This window comes from Ruegeria sp. HKCCA0370, assembly GCF_013033705.1.
GTDB lineage: Bacteria > Pseudomonadota > Alphaproteobacteria > Rhodobacterales > Rhodobacteraceae > Ruegeria.
In genome coordinates this window covers 434,463-460,164 of sequence record NZ_WQEP01000001.1, presented here as the reverse complement: position 1 = coordinate 460,164, position 25,702 = coordinate 434,463, and the positions used below count along the sequence as shown (strand labels likewise).

The following is a 25,702-nucleotide window of genomic DNA, read 5'->3' as shown; positions in this document are numbered from 1 at the left end:
TGTGCAAGTCGCTCAAAAAATAGCACGCAGCCGTTTTTCCAAGCACCCCGACCCGCACGATATCGCAATCACATTGCCGCCCGATCTTAGACGTGATCACTGCCCCTGAGACAACCATTCAAGGTGAGCCGGGATGAAAAAGATCGAAGCGATCATCAAGCCGTTCAAACTGGACGAAGTGAAAGAGGCATTGCAGGATGTGGGCGTCCAGGGCCTCAGCGTCATCGAGGTCAAGGGTTTCGGTCGCCAGAAAGGCCATACCGAACTGTATCGCGGCGCCGAGTATGTCGTCGATTTTCTGCCCAAGGTTAAGGTCGAGGTCGTATTGGACGACGACCAGGTCGACGCCGCGATCGAAGCCATCGTATCGGCCGCCAAAACCGACAAGATCGGAGACGGCAAGATTTTCGTCTCGCCCGTCGACCAAGCCATTCGCATCCGGACCGGCGAGACCGGCTCGGAAGCACTCTAACTCACAACATTACTGACACATCTATCAGAAGGACCAAGGGAATGAGCGCAGACGCAGTTCTCAACACAATCCGCGAAGAAGACGTCGCATATGTCGACATCCGCTTCACCGACGTGCGCGGCAAACTGCAGCACGTCACGGTGGACGTCGATCTGGTCGACGAAGACTTCCTGGAAGAAGGCTTCATGTTTGACGGCTCGTCCATTGCAGGCTGGAAATCGATCGAAAACTCGGACATGAAACTGATCGCCGACACGACTTCGGCTTACATCGACCCGTTCTATGCGGAGAAGACACTGTGTCTGCACTGCTCGATCGTTGAGCCCGACACCGGTGAAGCCTATGGCCGCGACCCGCGTGGAACCGCGCAGAAAGCCGAAGCCTACCTGAAGTCCAGCGGTATCGGTGACGTTGCCTATATGGGTCCCGAAGCTGAATTCTTCCTGTTCGATGACGTTCGTTTTTCCAACAGCATCAATAAAGTATCTTTCGAAGTTGATGCAACGGATGCGTCGTGGAACACCGACACCGAATACGAGATGGGCAACATGGGCCACCGTCCGGGCGTCAAGGGCGGCTACTTCCCGGTCAACCCCATCGACGAAGCGCAGGACCTGCGTTCGGAAATGCTGTCGACCATGAAACGTCTGGGCATGAAGGTCGACAAGCACCACCACGAAGTGGCCTCGTGCCAGCACGAGCTGGGTCTTGTCTTTGACAGCCTGACCAAGCAGGCCGATGAGCTGCAAAAATACAAATACGTCATCCACAACGTGGCACACGCCTACGGCAAATCGGCTACTTTCATGCCCAAGCCTGTCGCAGGTGACAACGGCACCGGCATGCACGTGAACATGTCGATCTGGAAAGATGGCAAGCCGCTGTTCGCTGGCGACAAATATGCCGACCTGTCGGACGAAGCGCTGTACTTCATCGGCGGCATCCTGAAACACGCCAAGACCCTGAACGCTTTCACCAACCCGTCGACCAACAGCTACAAGCGCTTGATCCCCGGGTTTGAAGCCCCCGTTCTGCGAGCCTATTCGGCACGTAACCGTTCGGGTTGTGTGCGTATCCCATGGACTGAAAGCCCCAAAGCCAAACGTGTCGAGGCGCGGTTCCCCGATCCGTCATCCAACCCCTATCTGGCGTTTGCCGCCCTGCTTATGGCTGGCCTGGACGGTATCAAGAACAAGATCAACCCCGGCGAGGCGATGGACAAGAACCTGTACGACTTGCCCGCCGAGGAACTGGCCGACATCCCGACCGTCTGCGGCAGCCTGCGTGAGGCTCTGGAAGCTCTGGCATCCGATCACGACTTCCTACTTCAGGGCGATGTGTTCACCAAAGACCAGATCGACGGTTACATCGCACTTAAGATGGAAGAGGTGGAAACCTACGAGCACACGCCGCACCCGGTGGAGTACGGCATGTACTACAGCTGCTAAGCTGAGTACGGAAACGATTTGGCAGGGCGCCCCTTCGGGCGCCCTTGTCATTTCTGCCCACACGGTTTGACGCGCCGCCTTTGATCCAACAAACTGGTGAGAACACTCCCGGCCGGAGACGACAGCATGCCTTGCGATACCTCACCTTTCTCGAAATTCACAAACCTTGTGACATCCGAACAGGAGCTGAGGAGGATCTCTGGCCATCCGCTGCCACAGATCACTGCCAAGGAGGTGTCCTCCCTCGATCAGATGTGTCGCGATTTCATAGCGACCTCGCCCTTTTGCCTTATAGCTTCGGCCAACACGGATGGGCATCTTGATGTTTCACCCCGTGGTGACCCGCCCGGCTTTGTTCAGGTGCTGTCCGATACCCTGATCACGATCCCGGATCGGCCGGGAAACAAACGCGTGGATACGTTTCACAATGTTCTCAAGGATCCGCGCGTCAGCGTCCTGTTCTTTGTTCCGGGTAAGATGGAAACGCTCCGCATTCGTGGCACGGCCCGCATCTGTGCTGACCCCCGTTTGCTTGAAACCATGGCCATTGACGGGCACCCACCCAAACTGGCGCTGCTCATCCATGTCGAGACAGCATTTGCACACTGTCCCAAATGTGTAATCCGCGCACATCTGTGGCAACCCGAAGACTGGCCGGATTCGACCCATCTGCCAAATATGAATGCGATGATGGTGAAACACGCCCGCATCAATGCCACGCCTGAGGAATGGTTCGAAACGCTCAGGAAAAAGGGCGAGTTGGACCTTTATTAACCGCTTTGCCCAAGGCGCAGCTCACGCTAGGCTAACCGCAGATTTCAATTCCATCGGATTACGCCCATGTTTCGCCTTGCCACCATTCTTGCCCTTTCCCTGACGTCCCCGGTTCTGGCCGCACCCTGTGGCAACACCAGCGCTGGATTTGAGGCGTGGAAGGCCGATTTTGCCAAACAGGCACGCAAGGCGGGAGTGAAAAAGAAAGGTCTGCAAGCGCTGTCCCAGACACAATATGCCACGCGCACCATCGCTGCGGACCGCAATCAAAAAAGCTTCAAATACTCGCTGGACAAATTCATGCGTGTCCGAGGGGCCGATACTATTGTCGCACAGGGGCGCAAACGCAAAGCCGCCAACCCGAACTATTATGCCGCCTTTGAGCGGCAATATGGTGTTCCTGCGGGCGTTCTGATCGCCATTCACGGCATGGAAACCGGCTTTGGCATTTTCATGGGCGACAGTCAGGTTGTTTCCGCAATCACAACACTGGCCTATGATTGTCGCCGGTCAGAGTTCTTTATTCCCCACGCAATTGGGGCACTGAAACTGGTCGACATGGGCAGTATCACAATGGCGACAAAAGGGGCAAAACATGGCGAACTGGGCCACACGCAATTCCTGCCCGGCAACGCCCTGACCTATGGTGTCGATGCTACGGGCGACCGGCGCGTGGACTTCTACAACATGACGGATGCACTGGCCTCAACCGCCAATTTTCTTCGCAAGAAGGGGTGGAAACCGGGGCGCGGTTATCAACCCGGAGAACCAAATTTTCGCGTCTTGCAGCAGTGGAATGCTGCCTCGGTCTATCAGCAATCCATCGCAATAATGGCTGCCCGAATCGACAATTAGCCCCGCCGCACCGGCACCACGCGCCGCACCTGATTTCGCCACATTTCCGCCACAGTGACAAACAAAAGCCTTTAGTTGCTTGGTTTCCAAAGCGTAACCAATCGCTAGGAAATTTCACTTTTTTGCATTTTTCGCCAAATTCTCTCCAAGATGGGGTGCTAGTATTTGAATAACAGAACGCAGAAAAGGACGGGGCAGTGGCTCGGAAGCACAGCTACCATGGCGGCCTGCAATTTGATGGCGACGCAACCGGCGCAATAGAGCGCTTTGGATCCATCGTTGCCACGACGCTGGAAGACTACGGTCATCTGGTCGAGCGCAAGGCCCTGCTCAGCGCGACCGAGGCCAGCATCGTCTCGAGCCAGTATCTTGTGCGGATGACTCTGGATACAGGCGCCTCCGGGCAGCAGGACCGCTACGAGCGCATGGATCGCGCCGCAGGGTTGAAAACCATTACAAAGCCCCGCGTGTCGCATCCCCAAAACAGGTTGGTGCTGACAATTACGCCAGTCTCGCCACTTTTGGACGACGCCGAGATTTCGGAACTGATGCTGGTGGTCACTCTGTATCGCATGGTCGATATCTGTTCGACCCGACGGGTTGAATGGTTGTCGCCGCACACGGTTCTTACAGTCGAGCACTTCATGAGCGCCTTTGACACCCTGACACCAAGCCGAACAACGCGGGATCGAAAGCAGATCTTTCAATCACTGACCGGACAGTTCGCCGGGATGCAGCAGTCTGAACAGGATGACACGATCACTGCCCTACACTCTCCTGCCGCGCGTCCGATTCAACTGACCGACGAACAATTGCTCAGCATCGCGTTCCGAAGCGACGAGGCAGACCTGCCCGCCCAGATGGACGCGCGCGGGGCCATCGCGGATGATGATGACAAGCCAAGCGACATCCTGCGCCTCAGCAGTTGGTGCATGACCGGAGTTTTGGCCAGCATTTCAGCGCCAATTGCCGTATCGATGGCCGCAGTCAACCTGATCCGGGGCGAGGATTTCCGCCTGAACACACAGGTGCTTGTGCTCACATTCGCCATTGTCGCGCTGAACGCCAGCAACGCGTTGGCTGATGTTGCGGGTGCCTTGGGCATGTAAAAGAATTATCGAAGACCCTCCTAGGAGGCCCCGCCATCAGGCGGGGTTTTCCGTTTTTGGGATCGCGTTTGCGGCCAGAACGTATGTGTGGATGGAAAACACGACCGCGTTGGTTTTCGGCAAACGCAACAACGTCTGCCGCTCGCTTCGCAGATAAGACGCCTGACGCCGGTCCCGTATTTCGCGCGGCTCACTGGCACTGCGAGGTTGGAACAACTCCGGGTCTTCGTACCACAGGGCGTTGAAGCGCCACAGCGGGCGACCGGGTTGAATACCGTCAAACAGCCTCTGTACCCGTTTCGCGACATTGGCGTCATAGCTTTCCACGGGCACGTGGATATCAATCAGCGGCCGCATGAATTTCTCGGACAAGCGCCAACTGGCAGGAAAACACAGAATGGCACCCGTCAGAACATGCTCATTTCCCCGTTTCTGAAGAATGCAGAAGTCCTCCTGCACCAGCCTGCACAGCGTATCAAGCGGTCGGTCGTGGTCGATCGCGACGGATATGCCATCCGGCCTTGCGGCCTCTGCCCCGGCCGTGGGATATGTCTGCATCAGCACCAGATCCAGCAACTCCACCGCGGCAGGTTTGGCCCCAGGATCAAGCGCAAGAACATCGTCGCGCCGCTCAGACAGAATTTCTTCGCGGCGCCGCATCTGGTCGGCAAAAGCCTCATCCTGATGCAGCCAGTTTTCCATGGTTGCCGGTTGAATACCCGGCAAAGCGCGTGGGTTTTCGACATCATACGGGATCTTGTTTTGCATAATACGAGTCATGCCGGGGGCTTAGCATGCGCAGCTTTTCTTGTCGGTCGAAAACGACAACCTCGCCGTCGCATTTTTCTCAGACGATTGGTTGTGGCGGATGAATTGTAATTGGAACAAGCAACGAGGCCAGCCATGAACCAGCACTACCGAGACGCGCGCAAGATTGACCCCAGCCGTGGCACGACATTGGGCGATGGTACGCCAAACGAAAATGACCGGATCGAGATTGGTCCGACGCAGCTTGCGTTTGACGAGTGGGCCGCTGCGGGGCTGGAACTTCCCAATCTGGCACGGATGCGGGAACACCGCTGGAAGAGGCTGACACAGGCCATCGTGGATCGCGGCTATGGCGGCTTGCTGATTTTTGACCCGCTGAATATCCGCTATGCCACCGACAGCACGAATATGCAGCTGTGGAACACCCACAATCCGTTTCGGGCGGTTTTGCTGTGTGCGGATGGCTATATGGTGATCTGGGATTACAAGAACTCCCCCTTCCTCAGCACCTTCAACCCACTTGTGCGCGAGCAGCGCTCGGGCGCTGACCTGTTTTACTTCGACCGGGGCGACAAGGTTGACGTTGCCGCGGATGTGTTCTCGAACGAAGTACGCGTACTGATCGAAGAACACGGCAGCGGCAATATGCGCCTGGCGGTCGACAAGATCATGCTGCACGGATTGCGCGCGCTCGAGGCGCAGGGGTTCGACATCATGGAAGGCGAAGAACTGACCGAGAAGACCCGCGCCATCAAAGGGCCTGACGAAATCCTGGCCATGCGCTGCGCCAGCCATGCCTGCGAAACTGCGGTTGCCGAAATGGAACGGTTTGCCCGTGCCAATGTCGGCGACGGCAAGACCTCGGAAGATGATATCTGGGCTGTCCTTCACGCCGAAAACATCAGGCGTGGCGGTGAATGGATCGAAACCCGTCTGCTGGCTTCGGGCCAGCGGACCAACCCGTGGTTTCAGGAATGCGGCCCGCGGATCACCCAGCAGAACGAGATCATCTCGTTCGACACCGACCTGATTGGTTCTTACGGGATTTGCATCGATATTTCCCGCAGTTGGTGGATCGGCGATCAGAAGCCACGCGAGGACACGATCTATGCCATGCGACACGCCCATGAACACATCATGACCAATATGGAGATGCTCAAGCCCGGCGTGATGATCCCGGAACTGACCGCAAATTCCCACAGGCTGGACGAGAAGTTCCAGGCGCAGAAATATGGCTGTCTGATGCACGGCGTCGGGCTTTGCGATGAATGGCCGCTGGTTGCTTATCCGGACAAGGCGGTTGAAGGGGCCTACGATTATCCGCTGGAACCCGGAATGGTCTTGTGTGTCGAAGCCTGCGTGGGCGAAGTGGGTGGCGATTTCAGCATCAAGCTGGAGGATCAGGTTCTCATAACCGAAGACGGATATGAGAACCTGACGAAATACCCCTTCGATGCCCGGTTGATGGGGCTCGAGTGAGGCCGGCGCCTCATTCTGACCAATGTGACCGGCGCACGTTGCCGTGCCAGTCTTCGACAGTTGGACTTACCTGAGCGTGCGGCCCGCTGAAAACTGCGGGCCGGGATTGCCCGACGGCAAAACCCACGAGGCCAGCCAGAACAATCGCCATGACTGTACTGGGAAGTATCTTTGGAAGGTGTGCGGCAGCGTCTGCATGTGCCATCTGCGTCTCCTTTATCAATTGCTGTAGGCCGTAGATGGGCCTGATTGCGACATAAGTGAAACGAATGTTTGTTCGGTTTTGCATCACATACATTGATGGAGCGCCAAACACCCCCAATTAGCGGCCACGCCTGTCACCGCCCGTGGCATCTTTCGGATTGCAAGACGCTCGCTTGGTTCTCACCTTCCCGTGACGCGTTTGACATAAGGGTTGTGACCCGGCGGGCTTGACCACAGTATTGGGGATGTTTCCCCGAACCGTTCAAGGAGCCGACATGCCCACGGAACGCATCACTTTTGCCGGACATGACGGCAGCCAATTGGCCGCGCGGCTGGATTTGCCGGATGGTCCGGTCCTTGCGACGGCCCTGTTTGCCCATTGCTTCACCTGTTCCAAGGACATACCTGCGGCCCGGCGCATTTCGGCCCGCCTGGCGGCCATGGGAATTGCAGTGCTTCGGTTCGACTTTACCGGCCTGGGTCATTCCGAAGGAGAATTCGCCAACACGACTTTCACGTCGAATGTCGAGGACCTGATCTCGGCCGCGCAATATCTGGCCGGACGAAACATGGCCCCTGCGCTTCTGATCGGTCACTCGCTTGGCGGCGCAGCGGTTTTGCGGGCGCGTGCCGGAATTCCGACGGTCAAGGCCGTGGTCACCTTGGGCGCACCGGCGGATCCCGGCCACGTGTCCCATCATTTCGAGGAAGCCCTGCCCCAGATCGAACAGGAGGGCAGCGCCGAGGTCACCTTGGGCGGGCGCCCGTTTCGAATTGGCAAAGCGTTTGTGGATGACATTGCGGGATCGGCCCTGTCTGCCTCGATCGCTGATCTCAAGGCCGCTTTGCTGATCCTGCACGCCCCTCGGGACGAAACGGTCAGTATCGACAACGCAAGCACCATCTTTCTGGCTGCAAAGCATCCAAAAAGCTTCGTCACCCTCGACGATGCCGATCACTTGATCACACGGACCTCTGATGCTGAATATGCCGCGGATGTCATCTCGGCTTGGGTCTCGCGCTATCTGAAACTTTGCCCCCCCGCGCCACCCCCGGGTGCGCCGGAAGGTGTCGTTCGCGTGACAGAGGCGGATCCGAATGGCTTCATGCAGGATATTCAGGCAGGCCCGCACCATCATGCGGTTGCAGATGAGCCTGCCTCTTACGGCGGCACGGATAAGGGCATGTCGCCTTATGGCTTTGTCTCATCCGGCCTCGGCGCCTGCACGTCCATGACGATAAGGATGTACGCGCGCCGCAAAAAATGGCCGCTGACCAGTGTCAGCGTCGATGTCTGCCATGACAAAGTTCATGCTCAGGATGCCGGTTTGGCAAATGAGGGTAAAGTGGATCAGTTCCGCCGCAAAATCCGCCTGAACGGCCCGCTTGATCAGGAACAAAAACAGCGCCTGCTGGAAATCGCAGACAAATGCCCGGTTCACCGGACACTTGAAGGCTCGGCGCATATCACAACCGAACTTCTTACCTGAGAAAAGGCCGCCGGACAGGCGGCCTTTTGATTATCTGCGGCGTGGTGCCGGGCGATGGATCGGTGGCCGCGCGGCAGGTGGCCGGGCCACCGGGGGCCGCGGCCGCGCAGGAGGTTTGGCAACCGGTGGATTCGGACGCTCGGGACGCACGGGCCGATCAGGTCGATCTGGGCGGTCCGGGCGGTCGATATCAACATTCACATCGACATCGCGATAGTAATCGTTCCACAGCATCGAGTCATAGAACGGGTCATACCCGTATCCGACGCCGACCGTTACGCCGTCACAGGCCGACAACGTCAAAGTCGCGGCCCCCAGCCCCAATGCGAGGGAAATCCGTTTGATCAGTCCAATGCGCATCTTGCCCCCCTCACAGAAGCGACCGGAACGACGCGAAAACGGCGTTCAAATCTTCGGCGAAATCCGGGTCTGCCCCGTCCCGCAGGATGGCAACAGCTATGGCGACACGGTTGCGCGGCAAATCAATGACAGTGGCCGTGAAGTTCACCCCCTTGCCATCGCGGCGCCCCGTCCCCCGAAAGACACGGGCGGGCAACCCGCCGATGCGGGTGTCGCTGGTGCTGGTAAGGATCGGGGCTTTGACCAGAAACTTGTCGATGTCCTGCAAGTAGCGGACCCCATCCTGAATGGTTGCAACCCCTGAAGGTGAAACAAACCCCATCCAGACGTTGTCGTCCGTTACGGGGCGCAGCCCCATGACCCGAGCCACCGCACGCGGATCATCCAACCCGGTGTCTTCGATCTCACGCGGGCCGCCAGTGCGCAGCACCCAAAAATCGGGCACGTCGAACCGAAACAGGGCGCGACCATCCTCGGTATATGTCACCGGAGTGTCGGCCAGTGCTGTTCCTGCCCCACCCAGCCAGACAGCGGCGCAAGCGGCAAGAATTGGAGATGATAAAAAACGCATATCTCAACAACCTGATGATTTCTTCGCCCTCAGCTTGACCGCTCAAGGCGCGACTTGTCCAGCACTGCGTTGCGAAGACCCAGGAAAACCACGTTCAGGTATTTGCTTCCCCACAAATGTCGCCTGAGTCTTGCAAACATCACGCTCCAATCTTTCAGACAAATACATGAATTCTATTTCGCATAGACCCCGACGGTCTGGCCGCCCGCATTATCAACGAAACGGATCGCGTCCCCGTTTTGCCAGACGTCATAGCAGGCCCACAAATCGGAAGGTGGCCATATCGAGCAGTATTGATCCCCTCTCACCGCCCAGCGCCCGACACTGGGCCCGCCCGAAAAATACTGCGTGGTCATGCTGGCTTCGAAAACCTGCCAAACACCCGAGCCGTATTCCAGCTTCTTGCCCGCCAAGGCTGACAGGATTTCCTCTCCGGGCAGTTTCTGGAAGTCTCCGGCCGTCAAAACACCCGGCCAAAGGGCGAAAATCAGGGCAAACCGTCTCATACCTGCTCTCACATCTTGTTCCCTTGCGCACAGGCGGCTAAACCCCGCGCCAACGCCTCATCCCAATCACATAAAGGTGCTGCCGCCAATGATTCCCCGTTATTCCCGTCCTGACATGGTTGCCATCTGGTCGCCCGAAACCAAGTTTCGCATCTGGTTCGAAATCGAGGCGCATGCCTGCGATGCCATGGCCGATCTGGGCGTGATCCCGCGCGAGAATGCAGAAGCCGTCTGGAAAGCCAAGGACGTGGAATTCGACGTCGCCCGCATCGACGAGATCGAAGCCGTCACCAAGCATGACGTCATCGCATTCCTGACCCATCTCGCCGAACACGTCGGTAGTGAAGAGGCCCGGTTCGTGCACCAGGGCATGACCAGTTCAGACGTGTTGGACACCTGCTTCAACGTCCAGCTGACGCGCGCGGCCGACCTTTTGATCGCCGATCTCGAAGGGCTTTTGGCAGCGCTCAAGCGCCGTGCGTTTGAACACAAGGACACCGTTCGCATCGGCCGCAGCCACGGCATCCACGCAGAGCCCACGACAATGGGCCTGACCTTTGCCCGGTTCTATGCCGAGATGGACCGCAACCTGTCCCGTATGCGCGACGCCCGTGCGGAAATCGCAACCGGGGCCATCAGCGGCGCCGTCGGAACATTTGCCAATATCGATCCCGCCGTCGAGGAACATGTCTGTGACAAACTGGGCCTTGTGCCCGAACCGATCAGCACCCAAGTGATCCCGCGTGATCGCCATGCGGCCTTCTTTGCGACGCTTGGCGTCATCGCCAGCAGCATCGAAAACATCGCCATCGAAATCCGCCACATGCAGCGGACCGAGGTTTTGGAGGGCGCAGAATTCTTCTCGATGGGCCAGAAAGGCTCGTCCGCCATGCCGCACAAGAAAAACCCGGTACTGACCGAGAACCTGACCGGGCTGGCCCGCATGGTACGCGCGGCAGTGATCCCGGCAATGGAGAATGTCGCGCTCTGGCATGAACGCGACATCTCGCATTCCTCGGTCGAGCGCATGATCGGTCCGGATGCCACGATTACACTGGATTTTGCGCTGGCCCGTCTGACAGGCGTGATCGACAAGATGCTGATCTTCCCCGAAAACATGCTGGAAAACATGAACAAATTTCCCGGTCTTGTCATGAGCCAGCGTGTTCTTCTGGCTCTGACCCAGGCAGGGGTCAGCCGTGAGGACGCCTATGCCATGGTCCAGCGCAACGCGCTGAAGGTTTGGGAACACCGCACCGATTTCAAACAGGAACTGCTGGCGGACGCCGATGTAACTGCCGCGCTCAGCCCCGAAGAAATCGAAGAGAAATTCGACCTCGGCTATCACACCAAACACGTGGATACGATCTTCGCCCGGGTATTCGGCGAATAACGTAGGTCTCGACGCCGCCTTCCCACGGCCCGGTCTGCATTTCACAGGCCGGGCCTTGTTTTTTGCCAGACCGCCCGAAATCGGTTATTCTGTGGATGATTTTTTGGGGAGAGGCACCATGATCCGTACCGTTCTTTGCTCGCTTGCACTTGTTTGTGTGGCATCTGCCAGCCTTGCATGCAGCGGGCATTCCAAACAGACGCAATCCTGCGCACCCGGCACAACCTGGGACACTGAAACGCAAAGCTGCGCGAAATCCGTCAACAGCTGACGAATTTCTGTCCGACTTGTGAATAAAAGCAACCGTTCCACTGTTAGCTTTTTTGTAGATCGCACTATGATTTTGTGAGCAGCCCCGAGAACGGAGTAAGAATATGCGCCTTTTGTTAGCTTCAGCCCTCGCTTTGCAGGCCTTCGCCTTTGCCCCGGTGGTCCACGCCGCAGGCGGCGACAGCAGCAGCCCGCCGAAACCGACGAACACGACCAAGAAATGTTTGTTCGGTCGGGTCTATGACGAAGCCAGAGGCCGGTGCGTCAAACCCAACAAAACCAACCTGTCGGAAGATCAGCTTTACGACGCCGTCCGCGAACTGGCCTATGACGGGCAATACGGGCACGCGCAGGATATCCTGCGGATCATGGATCAGGACGACGACCGTGTGCTGACCTATTGGGGCTTTACCTACCGCAAGATGGGCGAGCTGGAGCTGGCGAACGTCTTTTACCAGAATGCCATCAATGCCAATCCCGACAATCTTCTGGCGCGCAGCTATATGGCGCAAGGCTTTGTAACCGAAGGCAAAACCGATCTGGCAATCGAGCAATGGCGCGAGATCAAGGCCCGCGGCGGCGAAGGGACCTGGGCCGAGACGTCTCTGCGCGAGGCCATCCGGACAGGGTTGACCTACAGCTACTGAGCTTCAGGGTTATTTAACCCAACTCCCGTTAATCTGCCCGTGGTTCGGAAAATTTGGCACTACGGGCAGATGCAGGACACAAACGCTTTGATACAAATGGCAAATGGGGGGTCTGCCCCACTTGCCGCGGGGGATGAACACGCGCCGCAAGTTGTTCCGCGCACATTGACCGGTCGGCAAAAAGCGGCCGTTGTCGTCCGCCTTCTGTTGAACGAGGGCGCCGATATTCCACTTGAGGAACTGCCTGACGACCTGCAAGAGACATTGACCCATCAACTTGGTCAAATGGGCCTTGTGGATCGCGTCACTCTAGGCGTGGTGGCCCAGGAATTCAGCGACGCTCTGGACAATGTCGGGCTTGCTTTTCCACATGGGCTTGCAGGTGCACTGGATGCGATGAACGGAAAGATCGCACCATCGACGGCCGCGCGCCTGCGCAAGCTTGCCGGGGTGCGCCAAATCGGCGATCCATGGCAACGCTTGCGTGACGTACCCGTTGAGGATCTTGCCAAAATGGCCCAGTCGGAAAGCACCGAGGTGGCGGCCGTCATGCTTTCAAAGATGGATACCGCACAGGCCGCGCAGATGCTGGCCCATATGCCGGGCCCGGTTGCGCGGCGCATTACCTATGCCATCTCGAAAACAACAAATGTCACCCCCGAAGCGGTTGAACGTATTGGCTGGTCGCTGGCCGCGCAACTGGATCAGCGGCCTGCTCAGGCTTTCGACAATGGTCCCGACGCACGCGTGGGCGCGATCCTGAACCAGTCGGCGGCCGCAACACGCGACGACTTGTTGAACGCATTGGACGAGGACGACGCCGAATTTGCGGATCTGGTACGCCAGTCGATCTTTACCTTTGCCCATATCCCAAGCCGTATCGCGGCCCGCGATGTTCCCGCCATCCTGCGTGAAGTGGAACAGCCGGTTCTTGTCACCGCATTGGCAGGTGCCGCCGCGGATGATGACAAGGCATCCGTTGAATTCATTCTGTCAAACATTTCGTCCCGCATGGCCGATAATCTGCGCGAGGAAATGGCCGAACGTGGGCGCGTCAAACAATCGGAAGCCGAAGATGCCATGACACAGGTCGTGGCCGCCATTCGCGTTCTGGTCGATGCCGGTTCCATTGTTCTGATCGAAAAAGATGACGAGGAAGATGCAGCCTGACCCCGCGAACCCACGGGTATTGCGCGATCCGGCCACCTGCTGCGGGTTCCGGTTTTCCGCCCGTCTGGGCGCTTGAGCTTGCAGGCATCGGGCTGTATGTCTTTCTCAGCAATTCGCAACACGCGGTGAGACACCTCCATGCCCGTTGAAAAGTCGGAGCTCAGCCGGTTTGAGCTTGGGAAATACTATGTCGCCAACCTGTTTCTGCAGGGGGTCATCCGCGTTATGCGCATGCTTCCGTATGAGCGGCGTATTGCAACGATGGGGGCCATCGTGCGGTGGCTGGCACCTGTTGTCGGGTTTCGCAAACGTGTTCGTCGGAATCTGAAGCTTACTTGCCCGGACTTGCCTGAAGCCGAAGTCAGGCAGATCTGCCGCGATGTGCCGGACAATGCCGGTCGTGCGATCATGGAACATTTTTCTCCGGAAGACTTTATCGAACGGCAGAGCAAGGCCAAGATTTCTGGGCCAGGTATCGCTGCATTAGACGCGGCTGTTGCCGAGGGGCGTCCGGTCATGATGATTACGGCGCATTTCGGTCACTACCTAGCAGCGCGCATCGCCTTGCAGACATACAGCGGTCAGCCCATCGGCTGCCTGTATCGGCGGATGGCCAACCCGTATTTCAACGACGCTTATGTCGAAGCCTTCTACAAGACAGGCGCCCCGATGTTCGAACAGGGGCGGCGCGGAATGGTCGAGATGGTACGCTCGTTGAAAAAAGGCGGGATTATTGCCATCGTTTCCGATCTTCATGCAATGGGCGGTGAGGAACTGATGTTCTTCGGCAAACCCGCCGTGACATCCGTGCTGAACGCCGAGTTGGCCATCAAATACAATGCCGAGCTGATTCCGTGTTACGCGGTGCGTCAGCCCAACGGTATCGATTTTGAGATCGTTCTGCACGAACCGGTTCCGCACACGGACCCTAAAACCATGACCCAGTTCACCAATGACGATCTGGAAAAGATGGTGCGGCAGCATATGGGGCAATGGTTCTGGATTCACCGTCGCTGGAAACATTGGAACGGGTTGGGCATCAAACCGGAAGAAATGCCCTGATCACTTGACCCGGGTGGCGGCAACAATCGGCCCTTCCCCGGCCCTTTGAACCAGAACGACTGCCGGCAGGTCCAAACCAAGCTGAACCGTGAATGATTGCGGTGCAGTTCCATCCCATTGCCCCGCAATCTGCCAGGCCTCAACGACATTGGCATAGTCCAGCTCGTGCCCGGCCAGCTCTCCACGACGGATCGAAGCGTGACGCAGGGGAGAATACTGAACCACATGCAAGTCATAGGTATCGCCTTTCGGCAACTCGACGGGCGTCACATCCACTGTCACTTCATCGGCTGAGCGCACGGCCGTCACAAGCGCTTCGGGCGCTGCTTTCAGATGCGCTTCGATCAATCGATCAAGTTCACGGGATTGCGCCCCGACGATGTCGTGCTGCCCGTTGATCACCATCTGCGGGGTATAGATCATGGAACGCCCCCCCTCGCGGGCATAAGCCCGCTGCCGAAGCGTATGATCGGGGTTCGCATATTCGTCCTTCCACCCGATATAGTCCCAGTAGTCGACATGCAAAGCGAGCCCTATGACGTCGTCGCGCTTGGCCAAATCATGCATGATCCGATCCGCCGGCGGGCAGGATGAACACCCCTGAGACGTGAACAGCTCGACCACAACCGGGTCTTCCTCGGCCGCGACCTGTACCGCCACAAGGCAGGAAAACACGGTGGTCAAGGCAATGGATCTGAACATGTGAACTCTCGGGTTGAGCGGTTGGATCTCAGGGATAGCTGCTTTGACACTCAACAGCCAATCAAGGTTTCTTGAGGCTTTGATACATTCCCTCCGCGAAAAAGTGTACAATAGTATACAAAATTGCCTCTCATTGCGTGTTCAGCCTTGAACACGGGGGCATGGTGATGCAGATAACACTCAGCAAATCCTAATATCCAAGTCATTTGAGAGGGAGGCCACAGATGCCCATCAAAGTCGGACAGGATACCGCCAAAACGCGCCGCAGTCTGAGCGTGAATGGTAAATCCATTTCCTATTATTCGATCCCTGCCGCACAAGAGGCCGGTCTGGGCGATTTCTCGAAACTGCCAGCCGCACTCAAGGTGGTGCTGGAAAACATGTTGCGGTTCGAGGATGACGGGTTCTCGGTCTCGGTCGATGACATCAAAGCTTTTGCCGAATGGGGGGCCAACGGTGGCAAAAACCCCCGTGAAATCGCCTATCGCCCTGCCCGGGTACTGATGCAGGATTTCACCGGCGTTCCTGCCGTTGTGGATCTGGCCGCGATGCGTGATGGCATCAAGGCGCTGGGCGGCGACGCGCAAAAAATCAACCCGCTGAACCCGGTCGATCTGGTCATCGACCATTCGGTCATGATCGACGAGTTCGGCAACCCGCGTGCGTTCCAGATGAATGTGGACCGTGAATATGAACGCAACATGGAACGGTACCAGTTCCTGAAATGGGGTCAGGGTGCATTCAACAACTTCCGCGTCGTCCCCCCCGGCACCGGTATCTGCCACCAGGTGAACCTTGAATATCTGGCCCAGACCGTCTGGACCGACACCGACCAGAACGGTGAAGAAGTCGGCTATCCCGACACGCTGGTCGGCACCGACAGTCACACCACCATGGTCAACGGCATGGCCGTGCTGGGCTGGGGTGTCGGCGGGATCGAGGCCGAGGCCGCGATGCTGGGTCAACCGATCTCGATGCTGATCCCCGAGGTCGTGGGCTTTGAGCTGACCGGTGATCTGGTCGAAGGCACCACCGGCACCGACCTGGTTCTGAAGGTCGTGGAAATGCTGCGCGAAAAAGGCGTTGTTGGCAAGTTCGTCGAATTCTACGGCGAAGGCCTGGATCGTCTGCCGCTGGCCGACCGTGCGACTATCGCCAACATGGCCCCGGAATACGGCGCGACATGCGGCTTTTTCCCGATTGACGGCGAAACGCTGCGCTACATGCGCAACACCGGCCGCGACGAGGATCGCATCGCGCTGGTTGAAGCCTACGCCAAGGAAAATGGTTTCTGGCGCGATGAAAACTATGCGCCGATCTACACCGACACCCTGACCCTGGATATGGGCACGATTGTTCCGGCAATCTCGGGGCCCAAACGCCCACAGGATTATGTTGCGCTGACTGACGCCAAGGCCGCATTCGCCAAGGAAATGGCCGAGACCTTCAAGCGCCCGATGGGCAAACAGGTCGAGGTCAAAGGCGAAAACTATGGCATGGAATCGGGCAAGGTCGTGATCGCCTCGATCACGTCCTGCACCAACACGTCGAACCCTTACGTGATGATCGGAGCGGGCCTCGTGGCGCGCAAGGCAGCCGCGCTGGGGCTGGATCGCAAACCTTGGGTCAAAACCTCACTGGCACCGGGGTCGCAGGTTGTGTCCGCTTACCTCGAGGCCGCAGGCCTTCAAGAGGATCTGGACAAGATCGGCTTCAACCTCGTCGGATACGGCTGCACCACATGTATCGGCAACTCGGGGCCGATTCAGAAAGAAATCTCGGAGGCCATTGCGGAAGGCGATCTGGTCGCCACATCGGTCTTGTCCGGCAACCGCAACTTCGAAGGCCGCATCTCGCCTGACGTGCGCGCAAACTATCTGGCTTCGCCGCCTCTGGTCGTCGTGTACGCCCTGGCAGGCACCATGGACATTGACCTGACATCCGAACCGATCGGTCAGGACAAGGACGGCAACGACGTCTATATGAAAGACCTCTGGCCGACGCAGCAGGAGGTCGCGGAACTGGTCGAACAGACCGTCACGCGCGAAGCGTTCCAATCGAAATACGCCGACGTCTTCAAAGGGGACGAGAAATGGCAGTCGGTCGAAACCACCGATGCGGAAACCTATGACTGGCCGCCGACATCGACCTATATCCAGAACCCGCCCTATTTCCAGGGCATGGGCCCCGAACCGGGCACGATTTCCAACATCGAAGGCGCCAAGGTTCTGGCCATTCTGGGTGACATGGTCACGACCGACCACATCTCGCCCGCGGGGTCATTCGCGACGACCTCGCCCGCAGGCCAGTACCTGATCGAACGTCAGGTTCAGCCGCGTGAATTCAATTCATATGGTTCACGTCGCGGCAACCACGAGGTGATGATGCGCGGCACTTTCGCCAACATCCGCATCAAGAACGAAATGCTGGACGGCGTAGAAGGCGGTTACACCAAAGGCCCGGACGGTGAACAGACGTCAATTTATGACGCCTCGATGGCCTATCAGGCGAACGGCACCCCGCTTGTGGTATTCGGTGGCGAGCAATATGGCGCAGGCTCAAGCCGCGACTGGGCGGCCAAGGGCACGGCGCTGCTGGGCGTCAAGGCCGTAATCGCCGAGAGCTTTGAGCGTATCCACCGTTCGAACCTTGTTGGCATGGGAGTCATTCCATTCGAGTTCACAGGTGGCGACACCCGTAAAACCCTGGGGCTGAAAGGGGATGAAACCGTTTCGATTCACGGGCTGGATACGATCGAGCCGCTACAGGAAGTCCCCTGCACGATCGTTTATGGCGATGGAACCGAAAAGACCATCACCCTGAAATGCCGCATCGATACCGCGCCCGAGATTGAATACATCGAAAACGGAGGCGTGTTGCATTACGTCCTGCGCAATCTTGCGAAGGCATCATAACCGATACCAAAGCGTGCAATTCAAACCCCCGGCCACCCGCCGGGGGTTTTTTGTATTCTGGTCATTTATTCGAAAACCTGAAACTGTTGGGCAAGGTCATCAACGGAAAACCATTCGCCATGAAGAAACCCAACGCCCTGCTGGTATGTTCGCTCAGCGTAATTGCCGTGGTCGGGATATGGGGTGTCGTGGACATTCAAAGCCTGGTGACCTGGGCAAGCGGCATCGTCCAGCAGACCTTCCACAGCCGCGGCTGGTTCGTGATGCTCGCCGCTTCGGGCATGTTGATCGGATGCCTGTTTCTGGCATTTTCACCCTATGGAAACATTCGCCTCGGCCGGGATGACGAGGAGCCAGAGTTTTCCACCGCCACATGGATTTCAATGTTGTTCTCCGCCGGTATGGGCGTCGGCCTGCTGTTTTGGGCTGTGGCGGAACCGCTGACCCATTTCAACTTCATCTCCGGCATGGCACCGGATTTCATCGCGGCGCAGCAGGCGATGCTGGCGACAAATTTCCATTGGGGGCTGCATGCCTGGGCGATTTATGGCTCCACCGCGCTGACAATTGCCTATTTCAGCTTCCGGCGCGGTACCGGGATGATGGTTAGTGCGCCGATCAAAAACCTGTTTCCCGGTGAACGCTGGGCTGAACGCGTCGGGTGGCTTTCGGACTTCATGGCGATCATCGCCATTGCCATTGGTGTCGGTGGCTCCATGGCCATGGGCGTGTTTCAGGTGGCAGACGGCATCGCAGTGCTGGGCGGTCGGGAAACGGTCGGCGCCCTTTTGATTGGTGTCGTGTTTCTGGCAATGGTTGCTGCGTATATCCCGGCACTCATGATCGATCTGGGCCAGGGCATGGCGCGCCTGTCCAATGCCGCCATGCTGATCGCAATCGGCCTTGTTGCCTACACGGTGGTCCTTGGCCCCACCGAATACCTTCTGAATACCATCGTTCAGGGGTTCGGCGACTATGTCACCAATGTCATTCCCAGGGGATTTCAGACCTTTACGTTCTTCGGCGATGACGTCACCAGATGGTTCAGCGACTGGACCCTTACCTACATGGTCTGGTGGATTGCCTGGGGCCCGTTCGTGGGCGTCTTTGTCGCCCGCATCTCTCGCGGTCGCACGATACGGGAATTCGTGATCGGCGTCCTGTTCGCCCCCACGCTGTTTTCAATCCTCTGGTTCGGTGCCTTTGGTGGCATTGGCCTGTTCGAGGCACTCAATGGTGCGGGCGAACTGCTGGCCTATACGCAGACAAATATCGAACGCGTGACCTTCGCCCTGCTCGACCGACTTCCACATTCCGTGATCACCACGCTTGCAACGGTACTGGCCGCCTTTCTGTTCATCGTGACCAGCGTCGTAAGCGCAGCCTTTGTTCTGGGCACCTTCTCGACGGGCGGGGACGAGAATCCCCCGCCGCGTGTGCGTCTGATCTGGGGGGGATTGCTGGGACTGCTGAGCGTTGCAATGATCCTTTCGGGATCCGTGGACTCGGTGAAGATCCTCATCTCGCTTGGCGCATTGCCCTTTGTCTTCATTTCGGTCCTGCTGATGGTTTGCTTGTTCCGCGGGCTCAGAGAGGAGGGCCAACGCAATGCTGATCGGTGATCTCACGGACACATTGATGAACCTTGTCACCTTCGCTTTCATCGCGGCAATGCTCTGGATATTGCTGCGCAAGTGACAGCAATCCGGCAGCGCAAAAAACAACGTTGAATCCTGGGCGCTTTGCCGGTCATCTGAGTTCATGGAAAAAGTTGCACTGATAACCGGTGGCGCCCGTGGAATTGGGCGGGCAATAGTCGAAGACCTGCGCGGTGATCACCATGTCGCCTTCACCTGGTTGGCCAGCCACCCCGATTCAGAATTGCTGAAAGGTGACGTTCTGGCGGTTCAGTCTGACCTTACAAAAGACAACCAACCCAACTGGGTGGTCGAAAAGGTCATTGATCACTTCGGGCGACTGGACGTGATCGTGAACAACGCTGGTCTTGTTCGCTCCACTCCGAAACAAGAGTTTCAGGCCGCGGACCATCGCGCCATTCTTGACCTCAACGTGCTGGCCCCCGCCGCGTTGCTTGCTGCGGCGTTGCCGCATCTGAAACGCGGCGCTTCGATCGTCAGCATCTCATCGATGAACGCAACATTGCCACCGCGCGACGCCGCGACCTATGGGGCAAGCAAGGCCGCGCTGAACCTCTGGACGCGCGCCATGGCGAAAGAGCTTGGCCCGGACGGAATCCGCGTCAACGCGGTTGCGCCGGGTGCCATCAACATCCCCGAAGACCCCCGTCCTGACGATCTGACATCGCTATTCGTCAAGGAAACGGCGCTGGGCCGGATCGGAACTCCGGAAGACATTGCCAGGGTCGTTCGGTTTCTGGCCTCGGACGCGGCGGGATTCGTAACCGGAGAGGTTCTGGGCGTGACCGGAGGCTATCGCTTGTAAGATAGCTTAAACCTCGTTTTTCAAATTGCTCAACCGCCCGCAGCCTTTTCCAACGCCGGACGCAGAGTGTTTTCAATCACACGCTGCGTAATCGGGCCGGCAAAGCGCAGAATGATCGTGCCGTCGCCATCAACCACATAGGTTTCGGGAACGCCGTAAAGGCCCCAATCCAATGCCATGCGACCCTTCTCATCACGTCCAATCGCGGCGTAGGGATCGCCAAGCTCGGTCAAAAAGGCTTGGGCGTTGTCCAGCTGGTCTTTGTAGTTGATGCCATAGACCGGGAAGCCTTCGGCGGCCAGGGCCTCCAGATTGGGATGCTCGGCGCGGCATGGTGCGCACCAGCTGGCCCAGTAGTTGACCAGCTTGACCTCTCCATCCCGCAGCGAGGCGTCATCAAACAGCTTCTTTTCCGGGAACTCGCTCAGAACCACGGGCGGAGCCGGTTGGCCTTCGCGGGCAGAGGGCAACGCGTTGGGGTCTTCACGGAACATACCGATCCCGGCCAACACGGCGAACGCGCCAAAAATCAAAGGCGGCGCGATCATCAGGGGCGATATCTTAGCCATTTCGCGAAATCCTTTGTTCGATCTTTTCCATTTCAGTGCGTACCTTACGCCCTCGCATCACGCTGAACACGATCAATGCCACCAGCAGCACGATGGACACGGCATAAGACGACAAAACCGCGTCAGCATATTTTCCAAGATCGGGGATCATCCGCCTACCCTTTCCCGCGCCTGCAACGCCTTGATGCGCCGCGCGCGGATTTCAGTTCCGGTGCGGTACAGCACCAAAGCGATGAACAGTAGCACAAATCCGATGATGCACAGCAACAGCGGATAGAAGTAGATATTGCTGACTTTTTCTTCCGTATCGGCCCCGGTCACGGCTGCCGCGCGCATGACCGATGCACCTTGATGCAGGCCCTGGTTCCAGAAGTTGACCGCATATCGGCTGAGCAGCGCAAACACGGATCCGACCAGACACAGAACCGAGGTCAGGTCCGCCGCAGTGTCCGGATCCTCGATGGCTTCCCACAATGCGACATAGCCAAGATAGAACAGGAACAGGATCAGGAACGACGTCAGGCGCGGATCCCACGCCCACCAGGTGCCCCACATGGGCTGTCCCCAGATCGCCCCGGTCAGCAACGCAATCAGGGTCATCACGATCCCGATCGGCGCAGCCGCCCGTGCCGCCAGCGCGCTGACATGATGACGCCGCACCAGCCAGACCAGAGAAGTTGCCAGCATCATCAGCCAGCAATTGATCGCCATCAGGGCCGCCGGGACGTGCAGATAGATGATCTTGACCGTCGACCCTTGTTTGTAGTCGTCCGGCGTGAAGAAGAACCCCCAGACCAGCCCGACGACGATGCAGAAGATCGAGACGATCCAGAAAAACGGCAGGACACGTTCACTGGTCGCAAGAAACTTGCGCGGGTTGGCGTATTCCCAGAGGGCATTGGCTTTGGCTGCTATCGACATGGGCCCTATCTAGTCCGAGTTGGGGGTTTTCTCAATTGACATCAGTCAAAGTTGGGACGGTTCACCGCAGATTGATACGCAACACAGCCGCGCTGGCGAAGGGCAACAACGCGATGGTGGCCGCCGTGATCCCCGCCAGCATCAACAACGGCGTCTGCACGTCCATCCCCGTTGCCCCACGCCGGGCGACCTCGGCCCCGAAAATCAGGGTGGGGACGTAAAGCGGCAGCACCAAGAGCGATAACAGCAACCCGCCGCGCTTGAGACCGACGGTCAAGGCAGCGCCGAATGTTCCGATCACGCTCATGGCCGGGGTGCCGATCAGCAGCGAGATGACAAGCCAGAAAAACCCCTGCGCAGGCAGGTTCAGCAGGACCCCCAGAAAAGGTGCGGCCAGAACCAAAGGCAGGCCTGTGGTCAGCCAGTGGGCCATCGCCTTGATGGTCACGACTGATTCCAGTGGCAGCGGCGCCGTGGCCAGCAGGTCCAGCGATCCGTCCTCCCAGTCCAGCGCCAGAAGACGGTCAAGAGACAGCAGGCAAGCCAGCAACGCCCCCAGCCAGAGCACACCGGGTGAAATGGTGGACAGCAGTGACGATTGTGGCCCCACTGCAAACGGCACCATCACGGTCACGATCAGGAAAAAGGCCAATCCCAAACCGAACCCGCCGCCCGCACGGAAGGCCAGTTTCAAGTCGCGCAGCAGAAGGGCGATCACAGGAAGCCTCCGTCGAAATCGTCAATGGGTTTGGGTTTGGCCTTGTTCGGGCCGACGTCCAGAACCTCACCATCGAGGCCAAGGTCGATATGGGTCGCGATCAGGGCTGACCCACCCTGCCCCAGATGCGCGCGGACTGCATCGGCGAACATCTGCACCGCATTTCTGTCCAGAGAAACGGTCGGCTCGTCCAGCATCCAGATCGGCCGCCCGGTGACCAGCATGCGTGCCAGCCCCAGCCGCCGTTTCTGACCTGCCGACAGGTTCCCTGCATGGCGATCCGCCAGCTCGTTCAACTGGAACGCGTCCAGCGCCGTCTGGATGCCGTTGGTGCCAAAGACAGAAGCCCAGAACGTAAGGTTCTCGGATACAGTCAGCGTCGGTTTCAGCCCGTCCGAATGGGACGCATATGCAATCTGGTCTTCCGCGCCCTGGATCTGACCTTTCAGCGGCGGCTGCAACCCGGCCAATGTGCGAAGAAGGGTCGTTTTACCGATCCCGTTCGGCCCACGCAGAATCAGCGCTTTGCCAGGAGGCAGCTGAAAGCTGAGATGCTCCAGGACGGGAATGCCACCACGGGTGATCGACAGGTCGGTTACAATCAGAGTCATGAGACCCGCTTATCGGAATGTCATCAGAGGCAAAAGGTGGGATTTGCCGCAGTTCGGTTGTGGGAGCTCTGAGCAGAGAGGTCCGAGTGAGGGGCCAGCCCCTCACACACCCCGGGATATTTTCAGCCAGATGAAGTGATCCCGTCAGACCGGGATCAGAGCAAGCGCTATTCGGCGACCTTCAGAGAGCAAGACATTGTAGGTGCGGCACGCAGCCGGAGAATTCATGATTTCGACGCCGACACCGGCACTCTCCAGCTGGGTGCGCAAAGACTGGGGAATGTGGGCCATGTCTTTGCCCGTACCGACAAGCAGAACGTCAATTCCATCGGCCAGCTCCAGAAGTGGCTGCGCATCTTCATAACCGCCCCAGGTGGCAGGTCCTGCGGGGCCCGTCAGAACGGCGCCTTCGAACACATCACCGCCAATGCGAAAAAAACCGGGGCCATAGCCATCAACCGGTTTGGCATCTGAAAACGTAACTTGGTTCAGGCGCATTTCTTCCCTCCTTCAATCCAGGATCGGCAAGCCGGAAACGACTGCTATCAGAATGACCGAATAAGCCGCAGCGCGATAGATCCGTTCGAGCTTTGGATCGAACAGAGCCTTGCCGATCAGTGTCGTGCTCAGATAGGGCAAGCCCAGCAGCAGGACAATCCAAAGGATCGACAGATCCGCAGCGCCTCCGATCAGGATGCTGAAGACGATGGCCACGTCCAGCAAAGCCAGAAAGATGATCGTGTTGGCACGAATCTTGCGTACGTCTGAAGAGCTGGCCAGATAGAATACGATAACGACCGGGCCGGTCAGTCCGGTCATGCCGCCGATCACGCCTGCGCTGCCTCCGATGGCCAGCCGTCCGGGTACACCCAGCCGCCCTTGCCAGCGCCAGCCAGTGACGATCGCCAACAGGGTCACGCCGGTGATACCGCAGGCGATCCAGCGCAGAACGACCGTGTCGGCCTGTGCCATGACCCAAAGGCCAAGCGGCACGGTTAATGCCGCTGCAACGCCCAAAGTGCTGATTTCGGTCTTGTCGCATTCACGCCATGCCTGCGGCGCCAGCGCAAAGGTCGATACGATCCCGGTGGCTGCCATCAGAAAGACGACATCGGCAATCGGCAGAAATTGAGTGGCCACCGGAACAAAGATCATCGCGGTGCCAAAACCAGTGAAGCCGCGGACAAGTCCCGCGGCTCCGATGGTAAGAACCAACCAACCCAGCCCCGGCAGGGACAAGGCCTGTTGCAACTCCTCAGGCATCAATATTGGCAAACTGGTTGCCCGCCGTGTTCGACGGCTTGGACCAGTCGCGCTTGACCCCCAGCCACAACAGGATGGTCGAGGCGACGAAGACCGATGAATAGGTGCCCACGATCACGCCCCAGATCATCGCGAATACAAAGCCGCGGATCACATCGCCACCCAGAACATAAAGTGAGATCAACGCCAGCAACGTGGTGACCGAGGTCATCACCGTCCGGCTGAGCGTCTCGTTGATCGAAATGTTCAGCACCTCTTTGAGGTCTTTCTTTTTGTACTTCCGCAGATTCTCTCGCACCCGGTCGAAAACGACCACGGTATCGTTCAGCGAATAACCGACGATGGTCAGAAGGGCCGCGATAATGGCCAGGTCAAACCGGATTTGCAGTTCCGAGAAGATGCCGATGGTCAGGATCACATCGTGAACCAGTGCCGCCACGGCCCCCAGCGCGAACTGCCATTCGAACCGTAGCCAGATATAGACAAGCACCGCGCCAATCGCCAAAGCCACCGCGATGACGGCGGTCTGGATCAACTCGCCCGAGACCTTGGGGCCCACGGATTCTACGGAGACGAACTGAATATCAGGTATTACCTGCTGCAACGCGTCCTCTACGGCGGTGATGGTCGCTGCTTCGACAGCCTCGGCATCTTCCTGCGCCTGGATGCGGATCATCGCAACGTTTTCGTCATCCGCAAAGGTTGGATCGAAAATCTCGGTGATGGTCACATCGCCCAGTTCCAGCGGGGCGATGGCATCTCGGTATGTGCCCACATCGATCTCGACCGCGCTTTGCGTCCGGATCGTCGTGCCACCCCGGAAATCAATACCGAAATTCAGCCCTTGCAGCATGAACGAGGTGAAGGCAATCACCATCATCAGGCCGGAAATGCCCAACCAGACCTTCCAGCGGTTGAAGAAATCGAACGAGGTGTTCTGGGGTACGAGTTTCAGTCTCATG

At 58.1% G+C, this 25,702-nt stretch carries 28 protein-coding genes; 14 read left to right on the top strand and 14 right to left on the bottom strand.

Annotated elements, in window-relative coordinates; all coding sequences use genetic code 11:
* The first annotated feature begins 133 nt into the window (after window positions 1–133).
* The 5 genes from GOW31_RS02285 to GOW31_RS02265 all read left to right on the top strand — a co-directional run bounded on the left by GOW31_RS02285 (window position 134) and on the right by GOW31_RS02265 (window position 4,658).
* Window positions 134–472, top strand: coding sequence for a P-II family nitrogen regulator (locus GOW31_RS02285; protein WP_152458342.1), 339 nt, complete (start codon window positions 134–136; stop codon window positions 470–472).
* Window positions 473–513: 41 nt separating this feature from the next.
* Window positions 514–1,920, top strand: coding sequence for a type I glutamate--ammonia ligase (gene glnA / locus GOW31_RS02280; protein WP_152458343.1), 1,407 nt, complete (start codon window positions 514–516; stop codon window positions 1,918–1,920).
* Window positions 1,921–2,046: 126 nt separating this feature from the next.
* The gene (locus GOW31_RS02275; protein WP_171167607.1) at window positions 2,047–2,694 is read left to right on the top strand and encodes an MSMEG_1061 family FMN-dependent PPOX-type flavoprotein; all 648 of its coding nucleotides are present in this window, start codon (window positions 2,047–2,049) and stop codon (window positions 2,692–2,694) included.
* A 66-nt stretch (window positions 2,695–2,760) separates the two neighbouring features.
* Complete coding sequence (locus tag GOW31_RS02270; protein ID WP_171167604.1) at window positions 2,761–3,549, top strand: lytic transglycosylase domain-containing protein; 789 nt, start codon at window positions 2,761–2,763, stop codon at window positions 3,547–3,549.
* A 197-nt stretch (window positions 3,550–3,746) separates the two neighbouring features.
* Window positions 3,747–4,658, top strand: coding sequence for a hypothetical protein (locus tag GOW31_RS02265; RefSeq protein ID WP_171167602.1), 912 nt, complete (start codon window positions 3,747–3,749; stop codon window positions 4,656–4,658).
* A gap of 36 nt (window positions 4,659–4,694) precedes the next feature.
* Here the strand turns inward: GOW31_RS02265 and GOW31_RS02260 are convergent, their stop codons facing one another.
* Entirely contained in the window at window positions 4,695–5,438 is a 744-nt protein-coding gene (locus tag GOW31_RS02260; RefSeq protein ID WP_171167600.1) for a DUF3445 domain-containing protein, read from the bottom strand.
* Between the two features lie 123 nt (window positions 5,439–5,561).
* On the opposite strand from GOW31_RS02260, the gene dddP reads away from it, so the two are divergent.
* Complete coding sequence (gene dddP / locus GOW31_RS02255) at window positions 5,562–6,905, top strand: dimethylsulfonioproprionate lyase DddP (protein ID WP_171167597.1); 1,344 nt, start codon at window positions 5,562–5,564, stop codon at window positions 6,903–6,905.
* Window positions 6,906–6,915: 10 nt separating this feature from the next.
* On the opposite strand, the gene GOW31_RS02250 is transcribed toward dddP, so the two are convergent.
* A complete protein-coding gene (locus tag GOW31_RS02250; RefSeq protein WP_171115340.1) occupies window positions 6,916–7,110 on the bottom strand; it encodes a hypothetical protein in 195 nt (64 codons plus the stop codon).
* A gap of 274 nt (window positions 7,111–7,384) precedes the next feature.
* Between GOW31_RS02250 and GOW31_RS02245 the strand changes: the two genes are divergently transcribed.
* Window positions 7,385–8,599, top strand: coding sequence for a bifunctional alpha/beta hydrolase/OsmC family protein (locus GOW31_RS02245; RefSeq protein ID WP_171167595.1), 1,215 nt, complete (start codon window positions 7,385–7,387; stop codon window positions 8,597–8,599).
* Window positions 8,600–8,629: 30 nt separating this feature from the next.
* Here the strand turns inward: GOW31_RS02245 and GOW31_RS02240 are convergent, their stop codons facing one another.
* The 3 genes from GOW31_RS02240 to GOW31_RS02230 form a co-directional block, all read right to left on the bottom strand.
* Window positions 8,630–8,959, bottom strand: coding sequence for a hypothetical protein (locus tag GOW31_RS02240; protein WP_171167593.1), 330 nt, complete (start codon window positions 8,957–8,959; stop codon window positions 8,630–8,632).
* A 10-nt stretch (window positions 8,960–8,969) separates the two neighbouring features.
* On the bottom strand, window positions 8,970–9,530 hold the full coding sequence (locus tag GOW31_RS02235; protein ID WP_171167591.1) for a hypothetical protein: 561 nt from the start codon (window positions 9,528–9,530) through the stop codon (window positions 8,970–8,972).
* 173 nt (window positions 9,531–9,703) lie between these two features.
* Window positions 9,704–10,036, bottom strand: a complete 333-nt coding sequence (locus GOW31_RS02230; protein WP_171167589.1) for a hypothetical protein — start codon at window positions 10,034–10,036, stop codon at window positions 9,704–9,706.
* A gap of 88 nt (window positions 10,037–10,124) precedes the next feature.
* Between GOW31_RS02230 and purB the strand changes: the two genes are divergently transcribed.
* The 4 genes from purB (at window position 10,125) to GOW31_RS02210 (ending at window position 14,578) form a co-directional block, all read left to right on the top strand.
* Window positions 10,125–11,429, top strand: coding sequence for an adenylosuccinate lyase (gene purB / locus GOW31_RS02225; RefSeq protein WP_171167587.1), 1,305 nt, complete (start codon window positions 10,125–10,127; stop codon window positions 11,427–11,429).
* Window positions 11,430–11,803: 374 nt separating this feature from the next.
* On the top strand, window positions 11,804–12,346 hold the full coding sequence (locus GOW31_RS02220; RefSeq protein ID WP_171167585.1) for a tetratricopeptide repeat protein: 543 nt from the start codon (window positions 11,804–11,806) through the stop codon (window positions 12,344–12,346).
* A 96-nt stretch (window positions 12,347–12,442) separates the two neighbouring features.
* Window positions 12,443–13,516 carry a flagellar motor switch protein FliG gene (locus GOW31_RS02215; protein ID WP_371813712.1) on the top strand — a complete coding sequence of 358 codons (1,074 nt, stop codon included), beginning with the start codon at window positions 12,443–12,445 and terminating at the stop codon, window positions 13,514–13,516.
* 138 nt (window positions 13,517–13,654) lie between these two features.
* Window positions 13,655–14,578: a lysophospholipid acyltransferase family protein gene (locus GOW31_RS02210; protein ID WP_171167581.1), complete on the top strand. Its 924-nt coding sequence runs from the start codon at window positions 13,655–13,657 to the stop codon at window positions 14,576–14,578.
* Here GOW31_RS02210 and GOW31_RS02205 read toward each other — a convergent pair whose 3' ends face one another.
* A complete protein-coding gene (locus GOW31_RS02205; RefSeq protein ID WP_171167579.1) occupies window positions 14,579–15,280 on the bottom strand; it encodes a thioredoxin family protein in 702 nt (233 codons plus the stop codon).
* A 224-nt stretch (window positions 15,281–15,504) separates the two neighbouring features.
* Here GOW31_RS02205 and acnA point away from each other — a divergent pair, with 224 nt between their 5' ends.
* The 3 genes from acnA (at window position 15,505) to GOW31_RS02190 (ending at window position 20,658) form a co-directional block, all read left to right on the top strand.
* Window positions 15,505–18,195, top strand: a complete 2,691-nt coding sequence (gene acnA / locus GOW31_RS02200; protein ID WP_171167577.1) for an aconitate hydratase AcnA — start codon at window positions 15,505–15,507, stop codon at window positions 18,193–18,195.
* A 119-nt stretch (window positions 18,196–18,314) separates the two neighbouring features.
* Window positions 18,315–19,817 carry a BCCT family transporter gene (locus GOW31_RS02195; protein WP_171167575.1) on the top strand — a complete coding sequence of 501 codons (1,503 nt, stop codon included), beginning with the start codon at window positions 18,315–18,317 and terminating at the stop codon, window positions 19,815–19,817.
* Between the two features lie 139 nt (window positions 19,818–19,956).
* The gene (locus GOW31_RS02190; protein WP_171167573.1) at window positions 19,957–20,658 is read left to right on the top strand and encodes an SDR family NAD(P)-dependent oxidoreductase; all 702 of its coding nucleotides are present in this window, start codon (window positions 19,957–19,959) and stop codon (window positions 20,656–20,658) included.
* Between the two features lie 29 nt (window positions 20,659–20,687).
* Here GOW31_RS02190 and GOW31_RS02185 read toward each other — a convergent pair whose 3' ends face one another.
* The 8 genes from GOW31_RS02185 to secF all read right to left on the bottom strand — a co-directional run bounded on the left by GOW31_RS02185 (window position 20,688) and on the right by secF (window position 25,701).
* Window positions 20,688–21,227 (bottom strand): DsbE family thiol:disulfide interchange protein, encoded by a 540-nt coding sequence (locus tag GOW31_RS02185; protein ID WP_171167570.1) that lies wholly within the window; start codon window positions 21,225–21,227, stop codon window positions 20,688–20,690.
* Window positions 21,220–21,378, bottom strand: coding sequence for a heme exporter protein CcmD (gene ccmD / locus GOW31_RS02180; RefSeq protein ID WP_171115312.1), 159 nt, complete (start codon window positions 21,376–21,378; stop codon window positions 21,220–21,222). The genes GOW31_RS02185 and ccmD overlap by 8 nt, the downstream gene beginning before the upstream one ends.
* Window positions 21,375–22,148, bottom strand: coding sequence for a heme ABC transporter permease (locus GOW31_RS02175; RefSeq protein ID WP_152458361.1), 774 nt, complete (start codon window positions 22,146–22,148; stop codon window positions 21,375–21,377). Before GOW31_RS02175 ends, ccmD begins: the two co-directional genes overlap by 4 nt.
* A 61-nt stretch (window positions 22,149–22,209) precedes the next feature.
* Complete coding sequence (ccmB, locus tag GOW31_RS02170) at window positions 22,210–22,866, bottom strand: heme exporter protein CcmB (protein ID WP_171167568.1); 657 nt, start codon at window positions 22,864–22,866, stop codon at window positions 22,210–22,212.
* Window positions 22,863–23,477: a heme ABC exporter ATP-binding protein CcmA gene (ccmA, locus tag GOW31_RS02165; protein ID WP_152458363.1), complete on the bottom strand. Its 615-nt coding sequence runs from the start codon at window positions 23,475–23,477 to the stop codon at window positions 22,863–22,865. The genes ccmB and ccmA overlap by 4 nt, the downstream gene beginning before the upstream one ends.
* 144 nt (window positions 23,478–23,621) lie before the next feature.
* On the bottom strand, window positions 23,622–23,975 hold the full coding sequence (locus tag GOW31_RS02160) for an Mth938-like domain-containing protein (RefSeq protein WP_152458364.1): 354 nt from the start codon (window positions 23,973–23,975) through the stop codon (window positions 23,622–23,624).
* 12 nt (window positions 23,976–23,987) lie between these two features.
* Window positions 23,988–24,740, bottom strand: coding sequence for a sulfite exporter TauE/SafE family protein (locus GOW31_RS02155; protein WP_171167565.1), 753 nt, complete (start codon window positions 24,738–24,740; stop codon window positions 23,988–23,990).
* The gene (secF, locus tag GOW31_RS02150) at window positions 24,733–25,701 is read right to left on the bottom strand and encodes a protein translocase subunit SecF (RefSeq protein ID WP_171115306.1); all 969 of its coding nucleotides are present in this window, start codon (window positions 25,699–25,701) and stop codon (window positions 24,733–24,735) included. Before secF ends, GOW31_RS02155 begins: the two co-directional genes overlap by 8 nt.
* Window position 25,702: the final 1 nt, after the last annotated feature.